The organism is Nocardia sp. NPDC004123, assembly GCF_053603795.1.
In genome coordinates, this window is sequence record NZ_JBSGGG010000027.1 from 12,473 (window position 1) to 35,138 (window position 22,666).

19 protein-coding genes are annotated in these 22,666 nt (G+C 69.6%); 7 read left to right on the forward strand and 12 right to left on the reverse strand.

Annotated elements, in window-relative coordinates:
• Positions 1–65: 65 nt before the first annotated feature.
• Positions 66–641 carry a TerD family protein gene (locus ACWEQQ_RS33650; RefSeq protein WP_379400682.1) on the reverse strand — a complete coding sequence of 192 codons (576 nt, stop codon included), beginning with the start codon at positions 639–641 and terminating at the stop codon, positions 66–68.
• A gap of 213 nt (positions 642–854) precedes the next feature.
• Between ACWEQQ_RS33650 and ACWEQQ_RS33655 the strand changes: the two genes are divergently transcribed.
• The 4 genes from ACWEQQ_RS33655 to ACWEQQ_RS33670 are packed head-to-tail and all read left to right on the forward strand — an operon-like array spanning position 855 to position 6,581.
• Positions 855–2,057 carry a hypothetical protein gene (locus ACWEQQ_RS33655; protein ID WP_452351056.1) on the forward strand — a complete coding sequence of 401 codons (1,203 nt, stop codon included), beginning with the start codon at positions 855–857 and terminating at the stop codon, positions 2,055–2,057.
• Positions 2,058–2,097: 40 nt separating this feature from the next.
• Positions 2,098–3,309, forward strand: coding sequence for an HpcH/HpaI aldolase/citrate lyase family protein (locus tag ACWEQQ_RS33660; protein WP_452351123.1), 1,212 nt, complete (start codon positions 2,098–2,100; stop codon positions 3,307–3,309).
• The gene (locus ACWEQQ_RS33665) at positions 3,306–5,759 is read left to right on the forward strand and encodes a phosphoribosyltransferase (protein ID WP_452351057.1); all 2,454 of its coding nucleotides are present in this window, start codon (positions 3,306–3,308) and stop codon (positions 5,757–5,759) included. Before ACWEQQ_RS33660 ends, ACWEQQ_RS33665 begins: the two co-directional genes overlap by 4 nt.
• 18 nt (positions 5,760–5,777) lie before the next feature.
• Positions 5,778–6,581, forward strand: coding sequence for an HAD family hydrolase (locus ACWEQQ_RS33670; protein ID WP_364609748.1), 804 nt, complete (start codon positions 5,778–5,780; stop codon positions 6,579–6,581).
• Here ACWEQQ_RS33670 and ACWEQQ_RS33675 read toward each other — a convergent pair whose 3' ends face one another.
• The 5 genes from ACWEQQ_RS33675 to ACWEQQ_RS33695 form a co-directional block, all read right to left on the reverse strand.
• Positions 6,582–7,340 carry an isocitrate lyase/PEP mutase family protein gene (locus tag ACWEQQ_RS33675; RefSeq protein ID WP_379400814.1) on the reverse strand — a complete coding sequence of 253 codons (759 nt, stop codon included), beginning with the start codon at positions 7,338–7,340 and terminating at the stop codon, positions 6,582–6,584.
• Entirely contained in the window at positions 7,321–8,067 is a 747-nt protein-coding gene (gene dhaM, locus ACWEQQ_RS33680) for a dihydroxyacetone kinase phosphoryl donor subunit DhaM (RefSeq protein ID WP_452351058.1), read from the reverse strand. Before dhaM ends, ACWEQQ_RS33675 begins: the two co-directional genes overlap by 20 nt.
• Positions 8,064–8,681 (reverse strand): dihydroxyacetone kinase subunit DhaL, encoded by a 618-nt coding sequence (dhaL, locus tag ACWEQQ_RS33685; RefSeq protein ID WP_452341071.1) that lies wholly within the window; start codon positions 8,679–8,681, stop codon positions 8,064–8,066. The genes dhaM and dhaL overlap by 4 nt, the downstream gene beginning before the upstream one ends.
• Positions 8,681–9,682 (reverse strand): dihydroxyacetone kinase subunit DhaK, encoded by a 1,002-nt coding sequence (gene dhaK / locus ACWEQQ_RS33690; RefSeq protein WP_452351059.1) that lies wholly within the window; start codon positions 9,680–9,682, stop codon positions 8,681–8,683. The genes dhaL and dhaK overlap by 1 nt, the downstream gene beginning before the upstream one ends.
• A gap of 81 nt (positions 9,683–9,763) precedes the next feature.
• Entirely contained in the window at positions 9,764–10,504 is a 741-nt protein-coding gene (locus tag ACWEQQ_RS33695) for a hypothetical protein (protein ID WP_452351060.1), read from the reverse strand.
• A gap of 119 nt (positions 10,505–10,623) precedes the next feature.
• Between ACWEQQ_RS33695 and ACWEQQ_RS33700 the strand changes: the two genes are divergently transcribed.
• Positions 10,624–12,165, forward strand: coding sequence for a TerD family protein (locus ACWEQQ_RS33700; protein ID WP_452351061.1), 1,542 nt, complete (start codon positions 10,624–10,626; stop codon positions 12,163–12,165).
• On the opposite strand, the gene ACWEQQ_RS33705 is transcribed toward ACWEQQ_RS33700, so the two are convergent.
• The 3 genes from ACWEQQ_RS33705 to ACWEQQ_RS33715 all read right to left on the reverse strand — a co-directional run bounded on the left by ACWEQQ_RS33705 (position 12,162) and on the right by ACWEQQ_RS33715 (position 17,259).
• Entirely contained in the window at positions 12,162–13,775 is a 1,614-nt protein-coding gene (locus ACWEQQ_RS33705) for a glycosyltransferase family 87 protein (RefSeq protein ID WP_452351124.1), read from the reverse strand. The two genes, ACWEQQ_RS33700 and ACWEQQ_RS33705, sit on opposite strands and share 4 nt — an antisense overlap.
• A 93-nt stretch (positions 13,776–13,868) precedes the next feature.
• Positions 13,869–16,376 carry a transglycosylase domain-containing protein gene (locus tag ACWEQQ_RS33710; protein ID WP_452351062.1) on the reverse strand — a complete coding sequence of 836 codons (2,508 nt, stop codon included), beginning with the start codon at positions 16,374–16,376 and terminating at the stop codon, positions 13,869–13,871.
• A 469-nt stretch (positions 16,377–16,845) separates the two neighbouring features.
• Positions 16,846–17,259 carry a DUF5318 domain-containing protein gene (locus ACWEQQ_RS33715; protein WP_354841034.1) on the reverse strand — a complete coding sequence of 138 codons (414 nt, stop codon included), beginning with the start codon at positions 17,257–17,259 and terminating at the stop codon, positions 16,846–16,848.
• Positions 17,260–17,537: 278 nt separating this feature from the next.
• Here ACWEQQ_RS33715 and ACWEQQ_RS33720 point away from each other — a divergent pair, with 278 nt between their 5' ends.
• Together ACWEQQ_RS33720 and ACWEQQ_RS33725 are read left to right on the forward strand one after the other, a co-directional pair.
• The gene (locus ACWEQQ_RS33720; protein WP_040862623.1) at positions 17,538–18,095 is read left to right on the forward strand and encodes a PadR family transcriptional regulator; all 558 of its coding nucleotides are present in this window, start codon (positions 17,538–17,540) and stop codon (positions 18,093–18,095) included.
• A complete protein-coding gene (locus ACWEQQ_RS33725; RefSeq protein WP_452341003.1) occupies positions 18,088–19,185 on the forward strand; it encodes an inositol-3-phosphate synthase in 1,098 nt (365 codons plus the stop codon). The genes ACWEQQ_RS33720 and ACWEQQ_RS33725 overlap by 8 nt, the downstream gene beginning before the upstream one ends.
• A gap of 59 nt (positions 19,186–19,244) precedes the next feature.
• On the opposite strand, the gene ACWEQQ_RS33730 is transcribed toward ACWEQQ_RS33725, so the two are convergent.
• From ACWEQQ_RS33730 to ACWEQQ_RS33740, 3 genes are all read right to left on the reverse strand, one after another.
• On the reverse strand, positions 19,245–19,670 hold the full coding sequence (locus ACWEQQ_RS33730) for a GyrI-like domain-containing protein (RefSeq protein ID WP_354841040.1): 426 nt from the start codon (positions 19,668–19,670) through the stop codon (positions 19,245–19,247).
• A gap of 7 nt (positions 19,671–19,677) precedes the next feature.
• A complete protein-coding gene (locus ACWEQQ_RS33735; RefSeq protein ID WP_354841042.1) occupies positions 19,678–20,133 on the reverse strand; it encodes a GyrI-like domain-containing protein in 456 nt (151 codons plus the stop codon).
• A 335-nt stretch (positions 20,134–20,468) separates the two neighbouring features.
• The gene (locus tag ACWEQQ_RS33740) at positions 20,469–22,655 is read right to left on the reverse strand and encodes a transglycosylase domain-containing protein (RefSeq protein WP_452351125.1); all 2,187 of its coding nucleotides are present in this window, start codon (positions 22,653–22,655) and stop codon (positions 20,469–20,471) included.
• Positions 22,656–22,666: the final 11 nt, after the last annotated feature.

Genomic DNA, 22,666 nt, shown 5'->3' on the forward strand with positions numbered 1-22,666 from the left:
GGGTGGACGGACACACGAAGAGGGCTCGTGCGACCGAGCCCTCTTCGTGTCGCTAGTTGTTCGATTCAGACATTGACGCCGAAGTCGCGAGCGATGCCCGCGAGGCCGGAGGCATAGCCCTGGCCGATCGCACGGAACTTCCACTCACCATTGTTGCGGTAGAGCTCGCCGAACACCATGGCGGTCTCGGTGGACGCGTCCTCGGAGAGGTCGTAGCGGGCCAGTTCGGCGCCGTTGGCGCGGTCCACGACCCGGATGTAGGCATTGCGGACCTGGCCGAAGCTCTGGCCGCGCGAGTCGGCGTCGTAGATCGACACCGGGAAGAAGATGGACTCGATGGCCGGCGGGGTGTTCGCCAGGTCGATATTGATGACCTCGTCGTCGCCCTCGCCCTCACCGGTCAGGTTGTCGCCGGTGTGCACGATGGTGCCTTCCGGGGACTGCAGGTTGTTGAAGAAGATGAAGTGCTTGTCCGACAGCGCCTTCTTCTCCGCGCCGGTCGCGATGGCGCTGGCGTCCAGGTCGAAGTCGGTGCCGGTGGTGGTCCGGACGTCCCAGCCGAGGCCGACGGCCACCTGGGTCAGGTTCGGAGCCTGCTTGGTCAGTGAAACGTTGCCGCCCTTGGACAAACTGACACCCATTGCGGGAATCCTTCCGTTGTAGCGCGTTTGACGTGTTTCTTGGCTAACGGCGTGTCCTGCGTGTCGGTTCCGCCGCCTCGACAGTAATGGTTTTCCCAAGTCTTTGGTAGGGAAGGGTCAACCCTGGCGCGCGGAAGCAACTGTCATCTGACAGATTTTCACAACCCCTCGCCGTTGTCGCCCCGACGAGCCGCTTCTCCTACCATCGGGGGCGTGGCAGGCCGTCGACGCGGATGGTTCCGGGCACCCCGGAACAACGAATGGGTGCAGCAGGCCCGGCAGGTACTGACGACCGCATTCCTCGATATGGACCAGCGGCAGACCATTGCCGAGGCCGCCGTCACGGCATCCGCCGCACTGTTCCCCGAGCGCGGCATGGCCGCGCGCTGGGAACCGGTGCGCGCCCGCTGCTATGACGCCTCCGGCGCCTACCTCGCCCTCAACGACCGCCTGGAACAGGCCGAACGCGAGGACGGCGGCCCGGTCGCCCAGCCCGAGATCGACACCGTCATCCGGAGACTCGCCGACGCCGCGCGCGGGGTCGACGAGTTCTACCGGGGCAATCAGCCCCACCTCGAGCATGCGGTCGCGGTGTACGGCTCGGTGCCGCAACTGGTCTCACAGGTGCGGGCGCAGGCGGCACAGCTGCGGCAGGCCGCCGACGCCTCACCCCATGCCGCCTACCCCTCGATCCGGCAATGCGCGGCCGCCGTGGATGAGGGACTGCTCACACTCGAGGCCGCGGTGGCCACCGGCGCCGGCGGCGCCGCCCGCGACGCCGCCACCCGGCTCGAGACGCTGAACCGCGACCTGTCCACCGCCCTGGAAGCCGCACCCGGCAAACAGCATTCGGCCACCACCGCCCTCGCCTCCGCCGCCACCCGGCTCGACGCCGCTCGCAACCGCCTGGACCGCATCGCTCCGGCCATGTCGGCGTTGCTGCGGGAATTCGCGGCTGCGTCGTCGAACGATTTGGCCAACAATGAGCGACAAGCCCGGGAGGCCGTCGCGGCCGCCGACGCGGATCTGGCCCGCGCCCGGGCCGCCCTGGCCAACCACGACCCGGAGGACGCGCTCGACCTGACCACCACCGCCCGCGCCCACCTCGCCACCGCCGAGGAGCGCGCCGAGACCGTGACCGATCGGCTCGCCGTGCTGCGCGCGGTCCGCGACCAGCCGGCCGAGCGCGCCAAGGCCGTCCGCTTCAAGCTGCGCGACGCGCAGATGCTCGCGGTCAACAAAGGCGTGGTCCCGCAATGGGGTTCGGTGCTCGACGCCCAGGCCGAACGCCTGGATCGCGCGAGCGCGGGCCTGACCGGACGCCACCCCGACTACTGGGCCTACGTGTCCGAACTCGACGCCATCTCCGCGTTCGTCGCCGGAGTGGTCGAGCGCATGCGAAATACCGACAGATAGACCGAAAGTCAGCAGGAGGACGACCGCGACGATGACCGCGATGATCACCAGCGATCCGGATGTCGCCCCGGTCTCCCTGCGGAAACGCTTCCCGCTGCGGCATTTCCGGCAGGTGCCGGGCCCGGAGCTGCGGCGGCTGTTCCACCGGCTGCCCGAACCCTTCGGCGGCACCGTCGACCGCCACCTGCTGGCCATGGCGCTGGGCGCGACCCTGTACGTGCCCGCCACCCGGCCCGATCTGACCGCCACCATCCTGCGCCGCGCCGAACGCGGCGTGTGCTCGATGGTCATCGACCTCGAGGACGCGGTCGCCGACCACGCCGTCGAAGCGGCGAAATGGCAGGCCGCCCGGACCGTCGACGAACTGGCCGCCAGCGGCGAGGCCTACCCGCTGCTGTTCGTGCGGGTCCGCGACCCGCACAGCATCGGCGAGATCGCCGACCGGCTCGGGCCCGGGGCGGCGGCGCTCACCGGCTTCGTGCTGCCCAAATTCGACAGCTCCTGCGCGGCCGACTACCTGCACGCGCTGGGCCTGGCCGCACAGCGCCTGGGCCGCACCGTCTTCGGGATGCCGGTGCTGGAATCCCCCGTCCTGGTGCATCGCGAGAGCCGCGACCGCGAACTCCGCCGGATCGGCGCGCTGCTCGCCGAGCACCGCGAACGGATTCTCGCCGTGCGGATCGGGGCCACGGACATGTGCTCCACCTTCGGGATTCGCCGCGACCGCGACCTCACCATCTACGACGTGCGCGTGGTCGCCGACGTGATCGCCGACATCGTCAACTACCTGGGTCGCACCGACGGCACCGGCTTCACCATCACCGGACCGGTCTGGGAGTACTTCGCCGACCATGCCCGCATGTTCCGGCCGCTGCTGCGCACCTCGCCGTTCGCCGAGGTGGACGCCGTCCCCTTCCGGCAGTCGCTGGTCAGCCGCGATATGGACGGGCTGCTGCGGGAGATCACCTTGGACCGCGCCAACGGGATCCAGGGCAAGACCGTCATCCACCCCTCGCATGTGGCCGTCGTGCACGCCCTCTCGATCGTCACCCACGAGGAATACGCCGATGCCGCCGGCATCCTGAGCACCGCCGCGGGTGGTGTCGCCGCCTCCGAGTACCGGAACAAGATGAACGAAATGCGCCCGCACCGCAGCTGGGCGCACCAGATCATGCTGCGCGCCAAGGTCTTCGGCGTCGCCAATCAAGGAGTCTCCTTCGTGGACCTGCTCAAGGCCCTGCTCGAATCGTGACCGCCGATCCCGCGCTACCCTGGGCCACCCGGCACCTCGGGCTCACCCTCCGCCACACCGATTCGGCACTGCTGGCACCCGATTGGCGCATCGACACGCTCGTCGAACCCGGCCTGCGCCGCAATCCCCGCCGCGCGCACCTGCTGGTCTCGACCGTGCTGGGGAAGCACCTCCCGACCGACCCGCATCGCGTGCTCGACGCGGGCAACCGGCTCGGCGACCTGGTGCGCGAGCTGCTCGCGGGAGATGCTGCGCCGCAGCCGAATCGGCCGATCACCGCCGCGGTGGTGCTGGGCTTCGCCGAAACCGCGACCGGACTCGGCCACACCGTGGCGGCCCGCCTCGGCGCGCGCTGCTACCTGCACTCCACCCGTCGCGACGTGCCCACCGCCGAGACCCTCGCCGGTTTCGAGGAGGGCCACTCGCACGCCACCTCCCACCTGCTGCAGCCGATGCCGGCCGCGATCTTCCACAACGACCTGCCCATGGTGCTCGTCGACGACGAGATCTCCACCGGCGCAACCGCTCTGGACGCCATCCGGGCCCTGCATGCGCACACTCCCCGCAGCCACTACATCCTGGCCTCGCTGGTGGACATGCGCACCGAGGCCGACCGCCGCGCCTTCGACACGGCGGCGGCCGGACTCGGCGCCCGCATCGACACCGTCTGCCTGGCCAGCGGCAGCACCCGCCTGCCGGCCGGCCTGATCGACGCCGTCACCGCCCTGCCCGAACCGGTACTCAACCCGATCGCGGATCGCACCGGAGCCTGCCGCCGCGTCGAACTGCCCTGGCCGCAACAGGTTCCCGAAGGCGGCCGCCACGGTTTCCTCGACTCGGATGGCGTGCCCTTCGATGCGGCGCTCACCCACGCGGTGGCCGAGCTGACCCGTGCCCTCGCGACGGTGACCGATGCGACGGACCCTCGGCGCCCGGTGATCGTCGTCGCCCACGAGGAACTCATGTACCTGCCGCTGCGGATCGCCGCGGCCCTGGCGGACAGTGGAATCCCCACCCGATATCAGACGACGACGCGCTCCCCCGCCTACGTGCTGGACGAGGCGGGCTACCCGCTGCGCCGCGGATTCCGTTTCGCGGCACCCGAACTCGGTGAGGAAAGCCCGCGCTTCCTCTACAACGCCCGCTGGCCGGGCGCCGAGCCCGCCGCCGACCCGATCCTGCTCGTCATCATCGACCGTCCCGCGGACACCGAAAAGCTCACGGCTGCCGGTGGACTCGTCGATGTCCTGACCGCGTCGGGCGCAGACGTGCTGCTGGCCGTGCTCCCCGACGCGGACCCGCGCGCCCTCGCCGCGGCCCGCTCGGGCCGCGCGCGGGAGCTGCCGGAACCGTTGTACGGGCCGGAGTTCGGGTCGTATGCGCGGGACGAGGTGGCGTGGCTGTTGACCGATCTGTCCGGGGTGGCGCTGGAAGCCGATGTGGCGGAGCGGGAACGGCGGATTCAGGCGGGGGTGGCGCATTACGCGGAGTCGCTGCCGGTGGAGTATCAGCCGGACGCGGCGTATCGGGAGTTGTTCGAGCGGGTGCTGGCGGACAGCGCCGAGCGGCTGGCGCTGGCGGTGGCGACCGTGTCGGAGTTGGTGATCAGCGAGCGGGGCCGGGACGTGGTGCTGGTGTCGCTGGCTCGGGCCGGGACGCCGGTGGGGGTGCTCATGCGGCGCTGGCTGGGGAGCCGGGGAATCGAGGTTCCGCACTACGCGGTGTCGATCGTGCGGGATCGGGGGATCGACGCGACCGCACTGGATTATCTTGCCCGGCAGCACGATCCGGCGCAGGTCGTGTTCGTGGACGGGTGGACCGGCAAAGGCGCGATCACCCGGGAGCTGACCGCCGCACTGGATGCCCATCACGCGGCGGGCGGGGCGCGCTTCGACCCCGACCTCGCGGTGCTCGCGGATCCGGGCAGCTGTGTGCGGACCTACGGCACCCGCGACGACTTCCTGATCGCCTCCGCCTGCCTGAATTCCACTGTGTCGGGACTTGTTTCGCGCACGGTGCTCAATGCCGGCCTGATCGGGCCGGGACAGTTCCACGGGGCCAAGTTCTATCGCGAACTCGCGGGCCAGGATGTGTCCGGCCATCTGCTCGACACCGTCAGCGCCTGCTTCGACCGGGTGCGGCCGCTGGTGGACGCGCGGGTACGCGACCTGCGAGCCGCCGACCGGAACCCGACCTGGGCGGGCTGGGAGTCGGTGGAGAGTGTGCGGGCGGCCTACGGGATCTCCAGCGTGAATTTCGTGAAACCCGGTGTGGGAGAGACGACCCGGGTGCTGTTGCGCCGGGTGCCGTGGCGGGTGCTGGTGCGGGATCCGCACGCGGCGGAACACGCCCATATCCGCCTGCTCGCCGCGGCACGCGGCGTGCCGGTCGAGACGGTGCCGGATTTGGCGTATGCCTGTATGGGCTTGATCAAGGAAGTGAAGGGGTAGCCGGTGCGGCAGCACGGGATGATGGTGGCGACGGATCTGGATCGCACGGTGATCTACACGCGGGCGGCCTTCGGGAACACCGAACCGGACACGGTGTGCGTGGAACACCATGAGGGACAGCCGCTGTCGTACATGACGGTCGTCGCGGCGCAGCGGCTGAGCAGGCTCGCCTCGGCGGCGGCCGTGGTTCCGGTCACCACCCGCACCATCGAGCAGTACCACCGGGTCCGGCTGCCCGGCGGGCCCCTGCCCTACGCGGTCACCAGCAATGGCGGCACCATCCTGCGCAACGGGCTCCCCGACCGGCGCTGGCGTTCCGCGCTGGACGCGCGGGTACGCGCCGAATGCGCCACCCTGGTCGAGGTGCGCACCGAACTGCGTGCGCGCGTGGACGAATCCTTCGCGCTGCGCCTGCGCGAAGCCGACGACCTGTTCTGCTACCTGGTGGTGGACCCGCAGCGGGTGCCCGCCGGCTTCCTCGCCGACTGGGACGCCTGGTGCCGCCCGCGCGGCTGGACGGTCTCCCAGCAGGGCCGCAAGATCTACACCATGCCCGCGCCGGTCTGTAAGAGCCGCGCGGTGCAGGAGGTGCGCCGCCGCCTGCTGGACGCCGGCGAACTGCATCCCGAATCGCGCCTGCTGGCCGCGGGCGACGGTGCGCTCGATGCCGAGATGCTGCGCACCGCCGACGTCGCCATCCGGCCCCGCCACGGCGAACTGGAACAGCGGAACTGGAACCACCCGCGCGTGGCCGTCACCGCGGCGTCGGGCATCCGCGCCGCGGAGGAGATCCTCGACTACTTCCTGCGGGTCCGGTCCTGATCAGCGCCAGCCGGCCAGCAGGGTGTTCGCCGCCTCGGTGAGGGCGCGCTGCAGGAACGGGCCGAAACTGACTCGCGCCACGCCGAGTTCGGCGAAGTAGGCGGGCGAACCCTGGTCGGGCAGGCCGATGGCATTGACCGGCAGCGGCAGTTCCGAGGTCAGCGTGCGCTGCACGTCCGGCTCGTGCCGGCCCACCGGGTACAGCACGTCCGCGCCCGCCTCGGCGGCCAGCCGCAGCCGGGTGAGCGCGCTCTCCAGCCGCTCCTCCGGGGCGCCGGTGTCCGGGCGCAGGAACACGTCGGTGCGGGCGTTGATCACCACGTGCACGCCGGTGGCGTCCGCGGCGGCGCGCAGCTCGGCGACCAGGTCGGCATGCTCCTGCGGGGTGCGCAGCCGCCCGCCCTCGCTGTGCACGGAGTCCTCGAGATTGAAGCCGATCGCGCCCGCCTCGAGCAGGCCCTCGATGATCCGGGAGGGCTTCTCGGCGTAGCCGGACTCCAGGTCGACCGACACCGGAATGTCGACGGTGGCGGTGATCTCCCGGACCCGGCCCAGCACCTCGGCGAAGGTCATGCCCTCCTGGTCGGGCTTGCCCATGGAATCGGCGAGCGGGTGGCTGCCGATGGTGAGCGCCCCGAATCCGGCGTCCTGCACCAGCTTCGCGGACCAGGAATCCCAGACCGTCGGCAGGATCACCGGATTCCCGGGCTGGTGCAGGGACAGGAACGTCGTGGCTTTCTCAGCGAGGCTGGTCATGATCTCGATTCTCGGTCACGGCGCGGACTTTGGCGACCGCCCGCGCCGCTTCGGGCCCGGTCGCGCTGACTTCCAGCCGCTGGCCGGGATGCACGCCGAGGGTGAGCACCCGGGTCAGGCTGTCGCCCGGGACCGGACCGGCACCGGTGGTGGCATTGCGCAGGGCCACCACCGCCTCGACCTCGCGCAGGGCCGAGACCAGCGCGGCGGCCGGGCGGGCGTGCAGGCCGTGTTCGTTCGTGACCTCGATGATTGCGGTGATCGCCGAATCATCCACAGGCTGCACAGCTGTGGATGACTGTGGATCGCCGGTGCGGCCGGTGCCGGCGGAGTCGGCGAGCTGCGCGCGTTTGGCGGCCAGGGCGTTCCCGGCCTCCCGCGCGACCGCGTCCAGATCGCCGCCACCACCGGCCGCGGCCAGCGCCGACACCAGGCCCTCGACCAGCGGTCCGGCGGAAAGCCGCACGGCGACGGGGGATTCGAGCAGATCCAACGCGGTCTCGGCGGACAGCACCGCGCTGCCCAGATCCATCAGCACCAGGACGCCGTCCCCGCAATCGGCGGCGGTGATCGCCTCGGCGACAGCGACGGCGTCGGTACCGAATTCGGTATCGGACAGTCCCGCCGCGATCCGGACGGGCACATCCTGATCGGGCAGCAGCCCGGCGGCCAGCGCCACCGCCGCCTCGGCCAGCGCCCGGCTGTGCGAAACCACCACCAGGCCGATCATCGCAGCGCCTGTCCGGCGGCCCGGACCAGCAGCGCCGCACTGGTGGCACCCGGATCCTGGTGTCCCGCACTGCGTTCGCCCAGATACGAGGCCCGCCCCTTGCGCGCGACCAGCGGCGTGGTGGCGTCCCGGCCGGCCTCCGCGGCGGTCACGGCGGCATCGAGAGCCTGCTGTGCCGACCCGCCACCGGCGACGTGCTTCTCGAGAGCGTCGGCCGCGGGTCCCAGCGCATCGACCATGGTCTTGTCGCCGGGCTCGGCCTTGCCGCGCGCGATCACACCGTCCAGCCCGGCCCGGAACCCGCGCGCGAAATCGGCTATATCGGAACCACTTCCGATCGCCGCGGCGAAGCGCAGGAAGAACGTCCCGAACAGGGGACCGCTGGCACCGCCGATGGTGCGGATCAACACCATGGCGGTCTGCTTGCAGATCTCCCCGGGGCTGCCCGGAGTCGAATCATCCAGCGCCGCAACGGCAGCCGCCATGCCGCGCTGCATATTCGTGCCGTGATCGGCATCGCCGATCGCCGCGTCCAGCGCGGTCAGCTCGGTGGCGTTCTCGTCGACCAGTGCCGCGAAATCGCGGACCCACGCGGCCGCGTCCACCGCCGCCATCAGATCCCCCACCGCAGCGCCGGAGTCCGCACGGGCGCGTCCCACAGCGCCGTCAGCTCCTCGTCCAGCCTGGTCAGCGTGATCGAGCAGCCCGCCATTTCGAGCGAGGTGATATACGGGCCGACCAACGAGCGCTCGACGTGGATCCCGTGCCCGCGCAGGATCTGCGACACCTCGTCGAACATCACATACAGCTCGATGAGCGGCGTCCCGCCCATCCCGTTGAGGAAGCACAGCACCCGGTCACCCTGTGCGAAGGGCAGATCCGCGAGGATCGGCTCCAGCAGCAGCTGTGCCACATCCCGCGCCGGGGCCAGCGGCACCCGCACCCGGCCGGGCTCGCCGTGGATGCCGATGCCGATCTCCATCTCGTACTCGCCCAGCTCGAAGGTCGGATGCCCGACCGCCGGGACCGTGCACGAGGTCAGCGCCATGCCCATGCTGCGCGACTGCGTGTTCACCGCCTCCGCGACGCGCGCCACCTCCGCCAGCGGCCGGCCCTGTTCGGCGGCCGCGCCCGCCATCTTCTCCAGGATCACCGTGGCACCCACGCCGCGCCGCCCGGCGGTGTACAGGCTGTCCTGCACGGCCACATCGTCGTTCACCACCACCGACCGCACCTCGGTACCGGTCTCGGCGGCCGCCAGCTCGGCGGCCATCTCGAAGTTCATGACATCGCCGGTGTAGTTCTTCACGATGTGCAGCACGCCCGCCCCGGCGTCCACCGCGGCGGTGGCGGCCTGGATCTGATCGGGCACCGGCGAGGTGAAGATCTCCCCCGGACAGGCCGCGTCCAGCATGCCGAGCCCGACGAACCCGCCGTGCAGCGGCTCGTGACCGGAGCCGCCGCCCGAGACCAGGCCCACCTTGCCCGGAACCGGCGCGTCTGCGCGCACCACGATGCGCTGTTTCAGATCCACCCGCAGTTCGGGATGCGCCGCGGCCAGTCCGCCCAGCGCGGCAGCCACCACCTCGGCCGGATCATTGATGAGCTTCTTCACCGAATTCTCCCCTCGGAAGGCCGGTTCGGTTCCCTGCGAGCCAGACTCGCACCGCCGGTGCGGCTTTGGTGGCGATTCCGGCTAATGCTGTGGCTCGGCCGGCTCCTCCAGCGTGCGGGCCAGTTCGATATCGGTCACCAGCTGCACCATCAGATCCCGCAATTCGCAGTCGGGCAGGTGCTCGGCCGCGAATTTGAACGGCTCGGACACGTCCAGCCCGCCTCGGGTGGCGGCCAGGATCACCCAGGGAATCCCCACCTCGGCCACCCCGAGCCGCTCCCGGATCAGGTCGGTGGTGTCGTCCACCAGGTCGGCCCGGGCGGCCACCGTGGCCGTCATCTGCTCGTCCAGTTCGGCGCGGCGGCGCTCCAGCAGCCCGGCATCGGCGCCTGCCTCCTGCATGGGCGTGGTACGCACCGACCCGTCCTCGTAGACCTGGAAGCCCTCGTTCACGCAGATGGTGCCCAGCTTCACCTCGGCGTCGGCCAGTTCGGGCAGGGTGCGCAGGCAATCCAGCACCGCGTCCAGCGCCGCCACCAGGCGATCGCGAATATCGCGGCGGCGCACCAGCTCCCGATCGGCGTCCTCCCGCTCGGACAGCACCTGTTCGACCGCGCGGCCGATCTGGAAGGCCATGGCGGTGGACTCGGGGGCCCAGCCGCCGCTGGGGACGTACTCGCCACGTTTGGGGGTGATGGTGTCCAGGAAGGCGTTCACGGCATCGAGCAGGTCGCGCAGCTGGTCTCGGGACACGGCGGGGTGCCGGAAGGCTCGCAGATACTGTTCGTGCGCTTCCGCGGGATCGACCTCACCGTCGCTCACCCAGCCGATACTGCCACGCCGTCCGGGCATCCCCGGACACCACCGCAACCACGCCGCGGGTCCGTGTCGCCATGGTCTCGTAGAGTGGCAACGACAGCACCGACAACGAAGGGTCGATCTTGTCCGCAGTTTTGGTGAAGGGCCAGAACGGCCCTCTGAGCGTCCATGATCTGGAGATCAGCGTGCAGGTGGCGGCACCGGCCGACCTGTCCGCACTGCTGGTCACCACCGCCGGCACGGTGCGCTCCGATGCCGATTTCGTGTTCTTCAACCAACCCTCCGGGCCCGGTGTGACCCTGCGGCCGGGCCCGCCCGGTCAGCCCGCCGTCCTCGCCGTGTCGCTGGACGCGATTCCCGCTGATATCGAACAGGTTCGGGCGGTCATCACCCTCGACGACGCCACCGCCAGCTTCGGGCAGCTGTCCGTGCCGATCGCGCAGGTCAGTGATGCGGCCGGAAACGCGTTGTACGAGTACCGGATCGAGGGCCTCAGCAGCGAATCCATCGTCATCGCACTGGAGTTGTACCGGCGCCAGGGCGGATGGAAGGCCCGCGCCGTCGGACAGGGCTACGCGGGCGGATTCGCCGCGCTGGTCACCGACCACGGCGTCCAGGTGAACGAGGCCCCGCAATCCCCCGCATCGTCCCCGGCGCCGCCGCCCGCCCCGGAGCAGTTCGCGCCCGCGCCGCAGCAATTCACCTCCCCGCCACAGCAATTCGCGCCCGCTCCCGAACAATTCGCGCCCGCGCCTAGCGGATACCCGGCCCCCGCGCCCACCGGCAACTACCCGCCGCCCGCGCCGGGACCGGGTTATCCACAGCCCACCGACCAGTACCCGCCGGCCGGGGGCTATCCGCCGCCGCCCGCGCACTACGCGCCCACCGGCGGCTATCCGCCGCCCGCACCGACCGAGCAGTACCAGCCCACGGGCGGCTACCCGCCGCCGACGGGCACGGGGTATCCGCCTCCGGGACAGTCGTATCCGCCACCGCCCGCCTACCAGCAGCCCGTCGGCGACTATCCCCCGCCGGCGGGCGGTTACTCGCGGCCGGCGCAGGAGGACCGCGATCTGCCGGTCGGCCACGCCGTCAGCCTGGTCAAGGGCCAGCGCATCAACCTGCGCAAAGAAGGCGGCAGCGCACTGGGTTACGTGAAGATGGGCCTGGGCTGGGATCCGGTCAAGCGCGGCGGCATCTTCGGCAACAAGTCCGTCGATGTGGACCTGGACGCCTCGGTGGTGCTCTTCGCCGACCACAGCCCCGTCGATGTCGTCTACTACGGCAGCCTCAACTCCAAGGACGGGGCCATCCGCCACCAGGGCGACAACCTGACCGGCGAGGGCGACGGCGACGACGAGGAGATCATGGTCGATCTCTCCCGCGTCCCGGCCCAGGTCACCACGCTGCTGTTCATCGTGACCTCCTACAAGGGCCACACGTTCGAGCAGATCGCCAATGCCTACTGCCGCCTGGTCGACGCCGCCACCAATGCCGAACTCGCCCGCTACACCCTCGCGGGCGGCATGTCCTTCACCGCCATGGCGATGGCCAAGGTGTACCGCCCGGCCCCGGGCGCGGACTGGAAGCTCCAGGCCCTCGGTGAGGGATTCCAGGCCAAGCACCCCGGCGAGGCGGTGCCGCAGCTGGCCCGCTTCCTCTAGGGCGCCGGCATCGACTGCCTGGGCCGCAGCAGCGGCGGCAACCAGGCATGCGAAGGATCCGGGGCGCGGTCGACGATGCCGCCCCCCGGATCGTCGGCGCCGTCGCGACGCACCGGATCCTCATCCGGACGATAGATCCGCCGGATCACCAGGACGCACAACCCGATCACCGCCAGATCGCGCAGCACCACCGTGCCGGTGAACCACTGCTCGGGCAGGCCCTTGTGGTCCTGGCCCAGGTAATAGAACATGCGCGGCGCCCAGACCAGGGCGTCGATCGTCATCCACGCCAACAGGATTCGCCGCTCCGGCAGCGCCAGCACCGCCAGCGGCACCAGCCACAGCGAATACTGCGGGCTCCACACCTTGTTGGTCAGCAGGAACGCCGCCACCACCAGAAATGCCAACTGCGCCAGGCGCGGCCGGCGCGCCGCGGTCAGGCCGATCCAGCCGATGCCCGCGCAGGCCGCCAGGAACAGCAGCAGCGACACCGCGTTCAGCACCGTGGGCGCCTGCTGCGCGCTCAATATCCCGTCGAAGCCGGTCCAGCCGGTGAACGAGGTGATCACGTTGTAGACCGAATCCGGGTCGGCATGCCGTTCGGTATTGAGCCGGAAGAACTCCCACCAGCCGTTCGGGTACAGCGCCGCGATGGGCGCGTTCACCGCCAGCCAGGTGATGGCCGCCGCCGCGATGGCCCCGCCCGCCGCGCGCAGCGGTCGGATGCCGCCCCACGCCGCCTCGTCCTCACCGAGTCGCTCGGCGCGGGCGCACAGGATCAGGATCGGCCCCAGCAACAGCAGCGGATACAGCTTCGCCGCCCCGCCCAGGCCCAGCAGTATGCCCGCCAGCACCGGCCGCCGCCGCGCCCAGGCCAGCAGCCCGCCCGCCGCGAAAGCCGTTGCCAGCGTGTCGAAATTGGTGAACGCATGCACCAGCACCAGCGGCGACAGCGCCATCAGCGCGGCGTCCCAGACCCGCCGCCCGGCCGTCAGTGCCGTCGCCCAGATGGTCACCAGCCAGGCCAGCGACAGTCCGATGGCCACCACATCGAAGTAGATGACCACCTCGAGCGCCTGGTGTCCCGGCAGCGGAGACAGCTTCCACGCCTTGGCGATTCCCATGGACACGTACTGGTACAGGCCCGACAGCACCGGATACTCCATGTACCGGACCTGCGGGCGGCCGTCGGGGAACTCCACCCACTGCTTCTTGTACGGGAAGGCGCCCTCGTTGAGATGCTCGGCCCCGTACAGCGGGACGGTGTCGGAGTAGCACATGGCGATGTACTGGCGGCCGTTGTTCCAATCCAGGCCCATGACGCCGTTGGCGTCGGGCCGCTGCTGGATGCAGCCCGCCTTCCCGAACCAGCTGAACGCCAGGAACAGCACCGCGAACGCCATCAGCACCCGCATGGGGGTCCAGAAACGCACCCGGCCGATCACCGCGTGGTCGCCGACCGGCCCGCCGATCAGATCGCAGAGCTGCGCGGTCAGCGTATCGGTGCGACTGGGCTTGTCCCGGTCGTCGGCCGACCGCAGATCGGCCGCCAGCGGTTGCGGGGACTCGTAGACCACCGGCGTATCGCGCTGTGCGCCAGCATGTTCCACTCCAGCTGCCTCCCCCGGCTTCAGCGCGTCACCGGCCGGCGCGCCCGAGGCGCCCGGCCGGTACACCAGTTCCTGCTCGATCACGGCAGCAGGCTACCGAGTCTGCTGCCGTCCGTTGCCGTTGCCGGTCCCATTGCCGTTTCCATAGCCGCCGTTCGGTGCGGTCGTCGGTGTGGAACCGTCGGCCGGCGCCACCGGCTGACCCGGCATCGGACCGGTCCCATTGCCGTTCCCGTTGCCGTTGCCATTGCCCTGATCCTGGGTCTCCGGCTGGGATTGCCGCTGGTTCTGCGGATTCGGCGCCAGCCCCGGAACCGGAATCGACCACGGCAGACCCGGAATCGGCATCTGGCTGGTGGTGATCACCGGCGGCGCCACCGGCTGCTCGGTGGTCGAGGGCGCGGTGTACGGCGCCGACCACGACGGCACACCGGCCTGGCCGCCGATCACGCCCGGCTTCGGGAAGTTCTCGTTGGGGGTGCCCTTGAGGGCGCCGTCCATGGTGGCCTTCCAGATGTCGGCCGGCAGACCCGAGCCGTAGATCATGCCGCCGCTCGCATTGCGCAGCGCGTCACCCTGATCGGTACCCACCCAGACCGCGGTCGACAGCGACGGGGTGAAGCCCACCATCCAGGCGTCGCGGTTCTCGTTGCTGCCGTCCTTCTGGTTGGTACCGGTCTTGGTGGCCGAGAGGCGGCCGCCGGCGAGCTGGTGGTTGCGCGACCACGCCGCGATGGGCTTCATCGCGTCGGTCACGTTGTCCGCCACCGACGCCGAGACCCGCTGCTCACCCGCGGTCTCGCCGCGATCCAGCAGCACGGTGCCGTCGGAGGCGACGACCTTCTGCACGAAGTGCGGCGCGTGATACATGCCCGAGGCGGCCAGGGTCGCGTACGCGGAGGCCATGTCCAGCGTCCGCACCCGGTACTGGCCCAGCACGATGCCGTTGTTGGGCGCGCTGCCGTCCGGCTCGACCAGCGTCTTGCCCACGCCCGGAATGGTGTCCGGGATACCGAGCTTGTGCGCCATGTCGGCGATCTTCTGCGGGCCGTTGCCCGTCATGTCCAGCTCCATGCGGTAGAAGCTGGTGTTCAGCGAGCGCTTGAGCGCCTCGGCGATGGTGCACATACCGCACTGCTCGCCCTCGACGTTGGTGATCGTGATGCCGTGCACGGTGACCGGCGAGGAGTCGTACAGCGTCGATAGCGGCTTGCCCATCTCCAGGTTCTCGGCCAGACCGAACACCTTGAACGAGGAGCCCGGCGGCAGACCCTGATTCGCGTAGTCCAGGCCCTGGCCGTCGGAGCCGCCGTAGTAGGCGCGCACCGCACCGGTCTTCGGATCCACCGACGACAGCGCGGCGCGCAGCTTGTCGGGTTCGCCGTCCATCACCTTGGTGACCGCGTCCACCGCCGCCTGCTGGGCCTTGGGATCGATGGTCGTGGTGATCTGCAGGCCCTCGGTGTTCAGATCGTGCTCGGTGATGCCGGCGGCCTCGAGCTCCTTGAGCACCTGGGTCTTGATCAGGCCTTCCGGCCCGGAGTCCAGCGTCTTGTCCTTCTGCGCCTGCGCTGCGGGAATCACGGTGGGGTACTGCATGTTCGCGCGGTCCGTCGCGGGCAGGTTGCCGCCGTCGACCATGCCGTCCAGCACGTACTTCCAGCGCGCCTGCGCCCCTTGCGGATTCTTCTCCGGATCCAGGTTCGACGGCTGCTGGATGGTCGCGGCCAGCACCGCGCCCTCGGCCACCGACAGGTCCTGGACCTTCTTGTCGAAGTACGCCTTGGACGCCGCGTCGATACCGTAGGCGCCGCGGCCGAAGTAGATGGTGTTCAGGTACGCGGCCAGGATCTGATCCTTGGACCACTGCTTGGCCATCTTGGCCGAGATCACCAGCTCGCGCAGCTTACGGGTCAGCGAGTGCTCGTTACCGACCATCGCGTTCTTCACGTACTGCTGGGTGATCGTCGAACCACCACCGGCGTCGGTATTGCCGGTGAGCTGACCGACGAACGCGCGGCCGAAGCCCTGAATGGAGAAGCCCGGGTTGGTGTAGAAGGACCGGTCCTCCGCGGCGATCACGGCATTGCGCACATGCGGCGGAATCTGGTCGATCGTCACATCGGTGCGGTTGCCCTCCGGCGGAATGACTTTGGCCAGCACCGAACTGCCGTCGTTCATGAACATGGTGGCCACCTGATTGTTCTTCAGGTCGCCGGGCTGCGGCACGTTCACCGTCGAATACGCGTACAGGAACACCGAACTCGCCAGCCCGAGCACCAGTGCCATGCCGATGTAGACCAGGCGCCGCGCCAGCCGCCAATACGAGGTCTTGCGAGAGCCCTTGCCGCCCTTGCCGCCGCCTCCGCCGGAGCCGCCACCGGGCCGCCGCGGCGGCGGACCCGAGGGGGTGCCGCCCTGCGCGCGCCGGGCCGCGGGCTGCGCGCCCGACGGCGGGCGGGTGCGGTCCTCGGCCGGGCGCGGCCGGGTACCGGTGCCCGCGCCCGAGCGCACCGCACGATCGTCGATCCGCTGGGTGCGGTCGGAGGTGGCCGCCCGCGAGATGTGATTCGGAACCGCCTGGCGCGCTCCGGTATTCACCCTCTCGTTCGGGCCGGAATTGGCGGGATTGGGAAGCCTGCGTGTCGCATCCGGATTGCCGGGACGCTGGGGCGGGGGCCCCGGGCGCCGCGGCGGCTGCCCACCCTGCGGCGCGGGTCCGCGCTGCGGCTGCCCGTTGGGTCCGCGCGGCGGCATGCCACCGGGACCGCCCACGGGTCCGCGCTGCGGGACACCATTCCCCGGCCCGGGACGTCCCGCGGGCTGACGTGCCCCGGGCGGCGGTCCTGCCGGTGTCGCTCCACCTCCCTGTGCTTGCGGCGGGTAGCCGCCGGGGCCGGGTTGCGAACCGCCACGGGGGCGGCCGCCGTGCGGTCCGTCGTCATAGGGCGATGTCACAGCCTGGCTCTCCAATAACTAGGTCGATACGGTCCGGGTGGCTCGATGCGGTCACGCGCGTGCACCGCGGCGGGCAGGCTCCTGCCCGCTGTTCAGCAGTCGACGTGGCCTCTCACTCGGCGGCCGTGCGCCGGGCGCTGGTGCGCCGGCGGCGTGTCGGCGCCGGGGCCAGCCCCAGCACATAGGACTGCACCAGATGGTTCCAGCTACAGGTCCGGCACACCTCGACCACATGCACCGAGAACTCTTCCCGAGTCTCGGCCAACCGGACCAGTTCCTCCGGCGTGCGGGCGGAGCCCGCCACGGGACCGAGCCCGTCGCCGTAGACCCACGATACGAGAGTCAGCTGCTCCTTCCTGCAGATAGGGCATGTGACCTCGCTCCCCCGCCCATGGAACTTCGCCGCACGCAATAGGTACGGATTCGCATCGCACACTTCGGCGACGTCCACCCGGCCCGCGTAGACGTCGGCCAGCAGGGACCGGCGCCGGAGCGCGTAGTCCACTACCTGCCGCTGTATTCGCACGGGACCCAGAGTACTTGCGGGCCCCCGGAGCCCGCACGCGCTGTTCCGCCTCCCCGGAACTTTTGCGGACGGCCGGGAGCCGTCGGCACTGGTCACCCGGGCCGGCGGGTGGGTGCCAACCCGATCCCGAGGGGGTACCCGGTGAGTTACCCGATCGGGCGGAGATCGGTCGTCACGTTCGGATACGCCGCATGGCGCGTGTAAAATATATCGGCGCGATATAGTTTGGAACTGCATCCGTCGGTTAGATCTGAAAGCACAGTCAGGAGGTGAAGCCCGTGCTCGAGTTGGCAATCCTCGGGCTGCTCCTCGAATCACCGATGCACGGCTACGAGTTGCGCAAGCGGCTCACCGGTCTGCTGGGCCCGTTCCGGGCCTTCTCCTACGGGTCGCTGTATCCGACCCTGCGGCGCATGCAGTCCGACGGCCTCATCGCGGAGGAGAGTCCGCAGGGCTTGGCAACACGCCGTGCGCGGCGCGTCTACAACCTGACCGACACCGGGCGGGAGCGGTTCGCCGAACTGCTCGCCGACACCGGACCACAGAACTACACCGACGACGGCTTCGGCGTTCATCTGGCCTTCTTCGGCCGCACCCCCGCGGAAGCGCGGATGCGAATCCTGGAGGGGCGGCGGAGGCAGGTCGAGGAGCGCCGAGAAGGACTGCGGGAAGCGATAAAACGCGCCAGCGGGCAACTGGACCGCTATACCCGCCAGCTCCATCAACTCGGTCTCGAATCAAGCGAGCGCGAAGTGCGCTGGCTCAACGAGTTGATTGCTGCGGAGCAATCGACGAAGGCGGCACCACAGAAAGAGGGAAATATCGGCCATGAGTGAGATCAACACCGAAGTTCGGGTGGCCATCGTCGGCGTGGGTAACTGCGCATCTTCCCTGGTTCAGGGCGTGCAGTACTACAAGGACGCGGACGAGAATTCGACCGTTCCCGGGCTCATGCATGTGAAGTTCGGTCCCTACCACGTCCGCGACGTGAAGTTCGTCGCCGCGTTCGATGTCGACGCCAAGAAGGTCGGCTTCGACCTGTCCGACGCGATCTTCGCCAGCGAGAACAACACCATCAAGATCTCCGACGTGCCGCCGTCGGGCATCACCGTGCAGCGCGGTCCGACGCTGGACGGCATCGGCAAGTACTACGCGCAGACCATCGAGCTGTCCGAGGCCGAGCCGGTCGACGTCGTCAAGGCGCTGAAGGATGCCAAGGTCGACGTCCTCGTCTCCTACCTCCCGGTCGGTTCCGAAGAGGCCGACAAGTTCTACGCCCAGTGCGCCATCGACGCGGGTGTGGCCTTCGTCAACGCGCTGCCGGTGTTCATCGCCTCCGACCCGGAGTGGGCCCAGAAGTTCGTCGACGCCGGCGTGCCGATCGTCGGTGACGACATCAAGTCCCAGGTCGGCGCGACCATCACTCACCGCGTGATGGCCAAGCTGTTCGAGGACCGCGGCGTCGTGCTGGACCGCACCTACCAGCTCAATGTCGGCGGCAACATGGACTTCAAGAACATGCTCGAGCGCGAGCGGCTGGAGTCGAAGAAGGTCTCCAAGACCCAGGCCGTGACCTCCAACCTCGAGGGCCCGCTCGCGGGCAAGGTGTACGACCGCAACGTGCACATCGGCCCGTCGGACTACGTCGAGTGGCTCGACGACCGCAAGTGGGCCTACGTCCGGCTCGAGGGTCGCGCCTTCGGCGACGTGCCGCTGAACCTGGAGTACAAGCTCGAGGTGTGGGACTCGCCGAACTCGGCCGGCATCATCATCGACGCCGTGCGCGCGGCCAAGATCGCCCGCGACCGCGGCATCGGCGGCCCGGTCCTCCCGGCGTCGGCCTACCTGATGAAGTCCCCGCCGAAGCAGCTCGCCGACGACGTCGCCCGGGCCCAGCTCGAGGCGTTCATCATCGGGGCCGAGTAGGAACCCGCAACGCAAAGGGCGGCATCGCGAATCGCGATGCCGCCCTTCGTCGTTCGATGTCAGTCGAGGGAGACGTAGACCTCGACCGAGGTGGGGCCGGTGTAGCGCTCGATCTCCGCGGTGTGGGACCGGGTGATGGTGCCCGCGTTCTCGGCCTTGGCGACCTTCGCCCAGGCGGTGCGCAGCAGGTCGTAAGGCTTGTCGGAGACAACGAATTTCGCGTAGCGGCCCGACGGGATGCGGGTCATCACATCGCCGGTGTCGAGGTCGGCCATGCTCGAAAGCTCGTATCCCAGAACGGCAACCGCGTGGTCGTTCTGGCCGATGTAGGCCGCGACGCGTTCGACGCTCTTCTCGCGGGCCAGGTAGCGGTCCCAGGTGAAGTTGACCAGGTCCAGGTCGCGGGCGGTGACCTCGCGGCCCGCCAGGGGAATGGTCAGCCCGCCGACCAGGAACTCATCCAGGGTGACGATTTCGAAGTCCACAGCTCCCCTACCCCTCCGCGCTCAGATCCAGCGCGACGAAAACCTCCACCGTCCGGTTGTCCGGATAGTGCTCGAAATCCCCCGTGTAGGCGCGCACCAGGGTGCCGGCCGCCTCGAGGTCCCAGACCGTGCGCCAGATCGACACGATGGTGTCGCCGAGATTGTCGCCAGTGCGATTGAAGCGGGCGAATTTTCCGGCCGGGATACGGGCGAGTACATCGCCGGGCAATAGGTCGTCCGCCTTGTTGCATTCGTAGCCCACGATATGTGTCAGATACGAACCGATCTCGGGTGCGTGATCCACATAGGCGGTCGCCGGCGGGCCGGGCAGATCGCGTGCCAGATTACGTTTCCAAGCCTCCTCGACCTTCGCGCGGCGCGGCCCTTCGACCGCGAGTGCCGGACTGCGTAGCACCGTTCCGGCTACCAGCGTTTCGTGGCGTTCAACGACATTGAATTCCACCGGCGTCGCCCCTATGTCTCGTGCTGTCTCCGACCCCACCCTGCTCCCAACCCGCATCCTGCCACCGGCATTCGGAGTCGCTGAATCCGGTGGCGGCTTCCACAATATCCGCGGCCGCGCAGAGATGGGCAAGGAGGCGCGAAACATGATCTCTCCCGCCGCCCCGGGACTGCTTCCCCGCCGCCCCGAGACTTCAGCGCATGGTTGAGAGCCGTGGGAGTTGGGGACGCGTGCCGGCGGTTGGGAGCCGAATCCATTGTGGAAGTCCCCGGTGAGTTACCCCGACCGTTACGAAATCAGTTGGCACATTGGCATACGACGACAAGTCACCTGGCTCAGCCGGGGACGGGGACGCTGAGACCGGGGAAGATTTCTACCTGTTTGGGGGTGGGGGCTGGGGGGATGACGAGGACCGGTTGTTGTTGGGGGGACGGGGTGGGTGGGTTGAGGATGTCGTAATTGCCGTTGCTGGGGGGTGTTGCGGAGGTGGGGTCGGGGGGCTGGTTGGGGATCAGGTTGCCGGGGGGTGAGGTGGGGTTGGGGAATTGGTCGATGGGGGTGCCGTCGAGGGCGGCGTCCATGGTTTGTTTCCACAGGTCGGCGGGGAGGCCGGCGCCGTAGATGGGGGCGCCGCGGGCGGTGCGGATGGGCTGGGGCTGTTCGGTTCCCATCCAGACGGCGGTGGAGAGGGTGGGGGTGTAGCCGATCATCCAGGCGTCCTTGTTCTGGCCGGTGTCGCCGAGCTGGGTGGTGCCGGTCTTGGCGGCCGAGGGGCGGCCGCCGGCCAGGGTGTGGCCGTTGGAGTAGGCGGCGATGGGGAGCATGGCCTGGGTCACGGTGTCGGCGATCGAGGACTGGATGCGCTGTTCGGGTTTGTTCGGGTCGGCGCCGCGGTCGAGGAGGACACGGCCGTCGCCGGTCACCACCTTCTGGACGAAATAGGGGGCACGGTAGGTGCCGGAGGCGGCGAGGGTGGCGTAGGCCGAGGCCATGTCGATGGGGCGCACCGAGTAGGCGCCCAGCACGATGGCGGGCAGCGGCGGGCCGCCGCCGTCCTCGGTGAGCGTCTTGCCGGGCAGGCCCGGGATCTGGTCGGGGATGCCGGCCTGATGTGCCGCGTTCGCAATGGCTTTCGGGCCCTCGAACAGGGATTGGGCCAGCCGGTAGAAGCTGGTGTTGAGGGAGCGCTTGAGCGCTTCGCCGAGCGAGCAGATGCCGCAGGACTCGCCCTCCACATTCTGGATCTTCTCCCCATTGACGGTCAGGGGTGCGCTGTCGAGCCGGTACGACAGGGAAATGCCCTGCTCGAGTGCGGCCAGCACGGCGAAAGTCTTGAAGGCCGAACCGGTTTGCAGCGGGGCCTGTGCGAAATCGAAGCCGGTGCCGTCGGGTCCGCCGTAGTAGGCGCGCACCGCCCCCGAACGCGGGTCGATCGACACGACAGCGGTGCGCAGTTCGCCCGGCTGCCCGCCCAGTACCTTGCCGACCGCGTTCAGCGTGGCCTGCTGTGCTTTCGCGTCGATGGTCGTGATGATCTGCAGCGCACCGGTATTCAGCTCGCGTTCGCTGATGCCGGAGGCGCGCAGTTCGCGCAGGACCTGTGCGCGGATCAGCCCCTCGGGTCCGCGCGGGGTGCTGTCGTCCACCTGGGCGACCGGGACGATGGCCGGAAACTGGGTGGCGGCGCGGTCATTGCGGTTCAGTACCCCCATCTCGACCATGCCGTCGAGGACGTATCCCCAGCGGGCCCGCAGCTGATCGAGGTGGGTCTCCGGATCCAGCAGCGAGGGGGTGCGGATCACCGAGGCCAGGACCGCGCCCTCGGCCAGGGTCAGTTCGGGCGGGGGTTTGCCGAAGTACGCCTTGGCCGCGGCCGAGATGCCGTAGGCGCCGCGACCGTAGTAGATGGTGTTGAGGTAGGCCGCGAGGATGTCGTCCTTGCTCCATTCGCGGGCCATCTTCGCGGAGATGATGAGTTCGCGCATCTTGCGGCTCAGCGTGCGTTCCGAAGTCAGGAAGGCGTTCTTCACATACTGCTGGGTAATGGTGGACCCGCCGCCCGCGTCGTCGCGGCCGAGCAGGTTGTCGCGGGCCGCACGCAGGAATGCGGAGGTGGAGAAGCCCGGATTGCGGTAGAAATTGCGGTCCTCGGCCGACAGCACGGCCCGGCGCACCGGCAGGGGCACCTCGGATAGCGGCACCGGCACCCGATTTCCTTGCGGCGGAACGACCTTCGCGATCACCGTGGTGCCGTCGGAGCCGAGGATGGTGGCGATCTGGTTGGTCTGCACCGTATCCGGGTCCGGGATCTCGGCGCTCCAGTAGGCGATGCCCACCAGGGTGGTCGGCATGATCACCAGGACCAGGAACAGTGCCAGCAGCAGCCGCCGGATGCGCTGCCCGCGGGTGCGGGGCGGTTTCGGCGCGGGTTCGGGCTGGTCGGGACCCGGGGGCGGTTTCGGGCGCCGCCGGGGCCGGCTGTGCGCGTGGGGACGCTGTCTATACGCGGCCGTGGTGGCCAGCTCGTCCCACC